The organism is Bradyrhizobium shewense, assembly GCF_900094605.1.
GTDB classification, from domain to species: Bacteria; Pseudomonadota; Alphaproteobacteria; order Rhizobiales; family Xanthobacteraceae; genus Bradyrhizobium; species Bradyrhizobium shewense.
Genome location: NZ_FMAI01000072.1, coordinates 1 through 7,174 on the forward strand (window position 1 = coordinate 1; position 7,174 = coordinate 7,174).

The window sequence follows — 7,174 nt, forward strand, 5'->3', positions numbered from 1 at the left end:
CTTTTGGTAAACAGGCATGCTCCCTGGCCATCGTGCCAGATCACCTTCACAAGATCGCTGCGGCGACCACGGAAGACGAACAGATGACCATTGAGCGGGTCTTTGTGCAGCACCTCCTGCACCTGGAGTGCCAACGACGGAAAGCCTCTGCGCATATCGGTGTAGCCTGTCGCGAGCCACACTCGCGCGCCTGTCGGAACCGGGATCATCGGCGCACCAGGGCATCGAGAACTCGACGTAGCGCGTCTCCATCAACCTCACCATCGACCCGGATGCGGTGTCCGCTACCAAGATCAAGCTCGATGATGCCCTGGCTATTCCGTCGACGCGCCGACGCCGTCGTCGATCGCGCTTCGGCCACATCCCGCGCCGGCACAGACGGCCCAATCTCGACCGGCACGAACGGCGCCACACTCGTCTCACCGTGCCTGCAAAGCTCTTTACGCCACCGGAACAGCTGGCTCACATGAAGGCCGGCCATGCGAGCCACCTCGGAAACAGTGGCTCCGGGCTCGAGCGATGCTGCAACTAGCCGCTCCTTCTCATCTCGCGACCACCGCCGCCGCCGCTATACCGATGTGATCACCTCTGCCCGCGATATCGTCATAGCGCTTCTCCTAGGATTACCCCTAGGACCTGCGGCGCTCGCCTCCGTCAATCAAGGCGGCCGCAAGCGGAGGCGTACATTATTTTTCCGTTTCGTCTCATTGGTCGTTTCGCCCCAATGCCGTCGATCTTGCGGTCGTTGGGCATGCGGCCACTGTCGCACCAAGTCGATACGGCCATCGCAGCGTCATCGCGACGTAGCGCGAGTATGAACACAGGCGGTGGCGCGACATCGACTGCGTTCCCTCGGCCACGGTTTAAGTGCGAAACAGTTCCCTACTTTATTGGCGCAAAAGTTGCGAAACCGAGGCCGCTAGGAACTCTAAGTGAACAATGGCGAAGCAAGAGTATAGCTCCGATGAAGTCGCGAACACACTCGTCGAGACAGAGTATAGTGTCGTAATACTAAGCGGATAGTGTTGTGCCCTTGATTAATGAGGTGACGTTGCCCTCCGGCAACGTCCGGGCAAAACTCTGCGTCCCGTGAAAACCCGCCAGCGTGACCGACGGGTTTTTAGCCTTGTGACGGCTCAGTTCGCTTTGATGGCGGAAAGGACGGCCTGCAAAGCGGTCTGGGGCGGATCATCCCAGATTGGATATCACGTCCCCGGGTGCCGCTCCCTTCGCAACTTAAGACGGGAGCCCAGTTCATAAAACCTCTGTCGCGGTCCCCCAACCAGATCTCTGAGCTGATACCGACTTGTTCGTGCTTGTTACCTTCACGAGACGCTCCCAAAGAACCGGTTGATGGCCGAGGCGAGCTTCTCGAGCAGGCCGGTGTGCCAGCTATCGCCGTGCCAGCCGCGTCTGGTGGTGACGTACTGGAGCAGCTCCAGCGTTCCGTGCTTCATCGAGGGCGGGACATTCACCAAGGCCCACGCCACCATGGTCTCCTCGTCCCGTCTGTGTCCATGTCTCGCTCTGCAATACGACGGCAGGCCGCTTGTTTTCAAAGCTCGATTAGCGTACTACACTTATTATGAAACCGTCAACGAAAAACGTAGTACGGAAACGTCCGGGCCGGCCGCCCACCGGTCAGGATCCAGTTACGGCTATCCGCTTGTCCTCGGAATTGCGGAAAAGCGTCGATGCCTGGGCGGCCAAGCAAGAAGACCTCCCCGGCCGCTCCGAAGCCATCCGCCGCCTGGTCGAGCTGGGGCTCGGCAGAGCCTTCTCAAGGCCTGCGACAAGGGCCGGTGGCGCCAGCGCTGATCGAGCCAAAGAACTTGCCGAAAAAACCATCGATCGCTTGGCCGATCCGGTGACTCCATCCGAAGAGAAGGTGGTTCGCAGGCGCAGGCTGGTGAAAGGGCCCTCGGAATTCCGGGAAGACCGTCTCGATCAACCCCGACCCAAAAAGAGATAGGGATGGACGCGCTCGCCGAGCTACTCCAGCCGGTGAGGCTTGGGCATTGGCTCATAATCGCGGGCGGCCTCTTCATTGTTCTCGGCGCCTTGGGCCTGATCGGACGGACTCGCCGAGTAAGCTCTGAAGTCGAGGAGGAGGTTACCTCCGACGCCAAATAGTAAATCTGGGGAGAAGGAAGATGATGAGGCCTGCGCTGATTCTCGCCACCGCCATTCTCGGCTTTTCGGCATCTGCCTACGCTCAAACTGCCGCGCCGAAGGCGACCGCGCCCCCCAAAGCCCGCGCGGCCAAGCCGCAAAAACAGCCGCTGGCCCCGATGGGTTGTAAGCTCGTGGGAATGGTGAGGGGGACCAAGCTTTGGGCAGGCGATTGTGTCACACCGTCGGAGCTCAGGGGTACTACACCCGCCGCCGAACCCGCCGCGCCGGAAACACCTCCCGAGCCACCTGACAAACAGTAGGCAGTCGAGATATCGCTGCGATGGAGCTTTTTGGGATGTCCGACCGAGAAACACGCACAGATGCGACGTTAAAGCGCGAAGCTACGGTCAAACAGCTATTGCGGCGCGCAGTCAAGCGTAGCCGGCCCAGCGAGTCCGTTTCAGTAGTGCCCCACGGGTGGGAGACGGACCCGAATCGAGAGTTTGCGCCGGATCGCGACGCGGAGGCCATTGTGTGGTTCCTGATAGCGCTCCCGATATTCATCGTAGCTCACGCGATCTGCGTGAAGATTGGCGCCATCTAAGCCTACGCGCAGCCCGAAACCGGTGGTTCCGGCTTCCTGCCTTTGCTGCGGAAGTTGCCATAGACCTTCAATTTTCGGGGGGAGTGTAGCGGTGACGCCAGAGCAGAAAGCAGCGTTCGATGCCATCATGGGTTTCGTCCATCGCGCAGCAAGTGAAGATTGCTGAACTTCCTGAAGAAGAGCGCGCGGGGACGCTGACGCCCTAGCCTGTCAGGCTTGGAATGCCCGCATGCTTGGTTTCGAAGGCCCTGCCCAGCCCTCCCCGGTGCTCGGGGACGCCCTCAATGCCGGCTATCGCTATCTTGAGGCGAAGTGTCTCGGTTGCGACACCCACCAGACCGTAGCGCTCGATATCGTTCGGCGGCCCAAGATCACGCCCATCCACGAGCTCGAGCGCTATATGCGATGCGCGCAATGCTCAGTCAGGGGCTCCCGTTAAGCGCAGCCATCTCGTCGCCTTGCGGACCACGAAGATCTCGGCGAGTAATCCACCTTCTGTTTGGTGGCCGGGGATCGCTGAGAATTGAAGCTGTCTGCTGACGAGCTTACGCCAGCCCTGAAGCGCCGCGCGCAAGCTTGTCGAATTGGCAGCCAGCATTGAGCCGGTCCAGGATGGCGGCATCTACATCGAGCGGATCAACGCGCCATTTCTCTACACGCTCAAGGCCAGCGGGCCGGAGTTCGGAGCTGGCATCAGGCACGCAGTTGAGAAGGGCTGGCTCGAGCTACACGAGAGCGGGACTTTCGTGCGTTTGCTGGAGCCGGAAGGCGCTGACAACGTAGACCAACCGGCCCCAGCCTGGAGGTTTTCCCGGATCGAAAAACGAGCTGGGACCGAGAGGTCTGCCGCTATCTGGTCGCGGCAAACGCACCTTAATCCCAAAAAATCAGCCCCCTCGGGATTCACATTTGTGAATCGACGCAAATAAATGCCCCAGCTCGCGCGGAACGAGCTGGGGTCCGGAGGCAGCAGACTGGGCGAGCCTGTAAGGTCGCCTCAATTGGCTGCCGGTCTCCGCGCTGGCGAGCCTTGTTCTGGCTAGTGATCTTCAGAAATTGGTGCCGGTCGTCGTCTTTTTGCTTGCTCATTCCTCGCTGGCCATACGGCCTCAGCGTCCGAGCCAGCCCCGGAAAATGCTTGAGGCCGATTTGTTGTTTCCTGTCACGAACCTGTGGCACGGCCATTGCTAGGGTAGCGCTAACTGGGATTTCAGGGCTCAGTTTGAGAATGAAACGCTGCCGGGACATGTATTTCGAGCCCGGCAGCGTTCTATTTCGAGAAACTGGTGGCACAGCCGCCCGCGTGAACCAGCCAAGAGCGAGGGGCTTGTTGGATGATCCCCACAAAAGGGCGGCCCAAGCTGGGCGGCAGCTGAGGCCATTGGGGGGTCTGCTCCGGCCTTCAGGGGTCGAGGGACACCGGAGCAACTAGCCAATCCGCCAGCTGCCACTTGTTCCCGGCTCGAAAAAACGATCACAAGCTCTTATCTGCGCCCCATGCGTATGGCGTACGAGCTCTGCCTGGCGACTGCCGGCAAGGAGGTCCCGAACGGGCCGGACTGGATCCACGAAGTAAAGCACGAAGGCTACCGGATGCTGGTCATCCGGGACGACAAACGCGTGCGCCTGCTCTCGCACAACGGCACCGACTGGACCAAGCGCTATCCGTGGATCGCCGAGGCGGCCCTGAAGAACCGGCAGATGCTGATTCCGCTCGATGTCGCCCACTATTCCGGAATGATCTCGCCCACCGTTCCGATTTGATCTCGCCCGCCATTCCGAGATGATCTCGCCCACCATTCCGGGATGATGTCGCCCGGGGTGACGAGGCCTCTTCTGGCTCCGCTACGGTCCCGCCTTTCGGCTTTGCAAGGGGGACCATGATGCCGACGGAGAGGTTTGCGATGCGCCATGTGCGCGATGTGATCAGATTGAAGTCGGCCGGGATGCCGACCCGCGAGATTGCGCGGCGGGTGGGGACAGCCCCTTCGACGGTGCGGTTGACGATCCACCGGTTCGAGGCGGCGGGGCTGACCTGGCCATTGCCCGACGCCATCACCGACGCTGTGCTGGAAGCCCGGCTGTTCGCCAGCGCCGGTGCCGGTCCCGGCACGCGGCGGGGCCATCGCCGGCAGGCGGAGCCGGACTGGGCGGCGGTGCACCGCGAGCTCCGGCGCAAGCATGTGACGCTGTCGATCCTGTGGGAGGAGTACATCGCGGGCGAATCCGGCGGGTATCGTTATTCGCGCTTCTGCGAACTCTACCGCGCCTGGGAAGGCCGCCTGTCGGTGACGATGCGCCAGTCGCATGCGGCCGGCGACAAGCTGTTCGTCGACTATGCCGGCGACGGCGTGCCGGTGGTGATCGACCGGCGCACCGGCGAGCGGCGCAGCGCGCAGATTTTCGTCGCGGTGCTCGGCGCATCGAGCTTCACCTACGCGCAGGCGACCTGGACGCAGGGGCTCGCCGATTGGATCAGCGGCCACGTCGGCGCCTTCGAAGCGATCGGCGGTGTACCGGCGCTGCTGGTGCCGGACAACACCAAAGTCGCAGTGATCAAAGCCTGTCTCTACGATCCCAGGATCAATCGCAGCTATGCCGACATGGCGGCGCATTACGGCACCGCCATTCTGCCGGCCAGGCCGCGACGGCCGCGGGACAAGGCCAAGGTCGAGCAGGCGGTCCTGATGGTCGAACGCTGGCTGCTCGGGCGGCTGCGCCACCGCACCTTCCACAGCCTCGCCGACGTCAACGCGGCGATCGCCGAGTTGATGATCCGGCTCAACGAGGAGCGACCGATCCGGCGGCTCGGTGTCACCCGCCGCAAGCTATTGGAGGAGATCGACCGGCCGGCGCTGAAGGCCCTGCCGGAGAGCCCTCACGAGTTCGCCGAGTGGCGGATCTGCCGGGTCAGCATCGATTATCACGTCGAGGTCGAGGCGCATTATTACAGCGTTCCGCATCGCTTCGTCCGCGCCGAGGTGGAGGTGCGCTTCACCGCTCGCACCGTCGAGATCTTCCACAAGGGTGAGCGGATCGCCGCGCATCAGCGCATGAGCGGCAACCACAAGCACACGACCGTGCCGGAGCACATGGCCTCCAGTCATCGGCGCTACGCTGGCTGGACCATCGAGCGCATCCGTAAGGACGCCGCCTCGATCGGGCCGGCCACCGCGGCGCTGTGCGACCTGATCCTCAACGAGCGCGCGCATCCGGAACAGGGCTTCCGCGCCTGTCTCGGCATCATCCGGCTCGCCCGATCCTACGGGCACGAGCGGCTCGATGCCGCCGCCATGCGGGCGATCGATATTGGCGCGCGCACCTACGGCTCGGTCAAATCAATCCTTGCCAACAATCTCGATCGGCGTCCTTCACCCAAGCGCTCCGCGGACGACGCGCCGATCCTTCATCCCAACATCCGCGGGCCGCGCTACTACAATTAGGAGATCACATTGCTCAAGCATCCGACCCTCGATCAACTCTACGCGCTCGGCCTGCATGGCATGGCCAAGGCCTTTGCCGACATCGAAGCCGGCGGCGATGCCGCAAGCCTTGGCCATGCCGAATGGCTTGCGCTGCTGCTCGAACGCGAAGCCTCGCTGCGGCGCGACAAGCGGCTGTCGAAGCGGCTGCAATACGCCAAGCTGCGTCAGCAGGCCTGCGTCGAGGACATCGACTACCGCACCCCGCGCGGCCTCGACCGCAGTCTGCTGACGATGCTGGTCGAAGGCCAATGGATCGGCGACCACGCCAACCTCTTGATCTGCGGGCCCTCCGGCGTCGGTAAGAGCTGGCTCGCCTCAGCGCTCGGCAACAAGGCCTGCCGCGACAATCGCTCCGTGCTCTACCAGCGCGTCCCGCGGCTGTTCACCGATCTCGCTTTGGCGCGCGGCGACGGCCGCCACTCCCGCCTGCTGCGCGCGCTTGGCCGCGTCGATCTCCTCATCTTCGACGACTGGGGCCTCGAGCCGCTCGACGCCGCCGCCCGCCACGACCTCCTGGAGATCCTCGAGGACCGCTACGGCCGCCGCTCCACCATCGTCACCAGCCAGCTCCCGGTCGATCAATGGCACGCGCTGATCGGCGATCCCACCTACGCCGACGCCGTCCTCGACCGCCTGGTCCATAACGCCCACCGGATCGATCTCAACGGCGAAAGCCTGCGGCGAACCCGCAAACCCGACCGAAAGGCTTGAGCCTGTGGCGCTGTGGACATGCCGCTACGCTTGGACAACGCAAGAGCGTTGCCCACATGCCCACAGCAGGAGCAACAGAAAAACCAACCCGTCGAGCCGCGATTCAAGATTGACCACGCGGCTTCGCCGATGCCAGAAACCAGACAGCCAGAATGCCTCGCGCCCCGGGCGAGATCAAATCGGAATGGTGGGCGAGATCATCTCGGAATCCTGGGCGAGATCAAATCGGTACACCCGGGCGAGATCCTCGGAATCAGCA

General features: G+C 62.7%; 7 protein-coding genes and 2 pseudogenes. 6 read left to right on the forward strand and 3 right to left on the reverse strand.

Annotated elements, in window-relative coordinates:
- The 3 genes and pseudogenes from tnpB to GA0061098_RS45555 all read right to left on the reverse strand — a co-directional run.
- A partial coding sequence (gene tnpB / locus GA0061098_RS42975; protein WP_129591127.1) for an IS66 family insertion sequence element accessory protein TnpB occupies positions 1-209 on the reverse strand: 209 nt, incomplete at its 3' end.
- Positions 206-556 (reverse strand): annotated as a pseudogene (gene tnpA / locus GA0061098_RS42980) (IS66-like element accessory protein TnpA); the annotation flags it as partial. The gene tnpB and the pseudogene tnpA, both read right to left, overlap by 4 nt.
- A gap of 769 nt (positions 557-1,325) precedes the next feature.
- Complete coding sequence (locus tag GA0061098_RS45555) at positions 1,326-1,493, reverse strand: hypothetical protein (RefSeq protein ID WP_165637984.1); 168 nt, start codon at positions 1,491-1,493, stop codon at positions 1,326-1,328.
- Between the two features lie 173 nt (positions 1,494-1,666).
- Between GA0061098_RS45555 and GA0061098_RS42985 the strand changes: the two genes are divergently transcribed.
- From GA0061098_RS42985 to istB, 6 genes and pseudogenes are all read left to right on the forward strand, one after another.
- The gene (locus tag GA0061098_RS42985; protein ID WP_091968126.1) at positions 1,667-1,972 is read left to right on the forward strand and encodes a hypothetical protein; all 306 of its coding nucleotides are present in this window, start codon (positions 1,667-1,669) and stop codon (positions 1,970-1,972) included.
- 2 nt (positions 1,973-1,974) lie between these two features.
- Entirely contained in the window at positions 1,975-2,133 is a 159-nt protein-coding gene (locus tag GA0061098_RS45560) for a hypothetical protein (RefSeq protein WP_165637985.1), read from the forward strand.
- Positions 2,134-2,897: 764 nt separating this feature from the next.
- A pseudogene (locus tag GA0061098_RS46845) lies at positions 2,898-3,246 on the forward strand (hypothetical protein); the annotation flags it as partial.
- A 976-nt stretch (positions 3,247-4,222) separates the two neighbouring features.
- The gene (locus tag GA0061098_RS43005; protein WP_245324002.1) at positions 4,223-4,483 is read left to right on the forward strand and encodes a DNA ligase-like domain-containing protein; all 261 of its coding nucleotides are present in this window, start codon (positions 4,223-4,225) and stop codon (positions 4,481-4,483) included.
- Positions 4,484-4,623: 140 nt separating this feature from the next.
- Positions 4,624-6,162 carry an IS21 family transposase gene (istA, locus tag GA0061098_RS43010; RefSeq protein WP_165637880.1) on the forward strand — a complete coding sequence of 513 codons (1,539 nt, stop codon included), beginning with the start codon at positions 4,624-4,626 and terminating at the stop codon, positions 6,160-6,162.
- Positions 6,163-6,171: 9 nt separating this feature from the next.
- Positions 6,172-6,915 carry an IS21-like element helper ATPase IstB gene (gene istB / locus GA0061098_RS43015; RefSeq protein ID WP_091966590.1) on the forward strand — a complete coding sequence of 248 codons (744 nt, stop codon included), beginning with the start codon at positions 6,172-6,174 and terminating at the stop codon, positions 6,913-6,915.
- Positions 6,916-7,174: the final 259 nt, after the last annotated feature.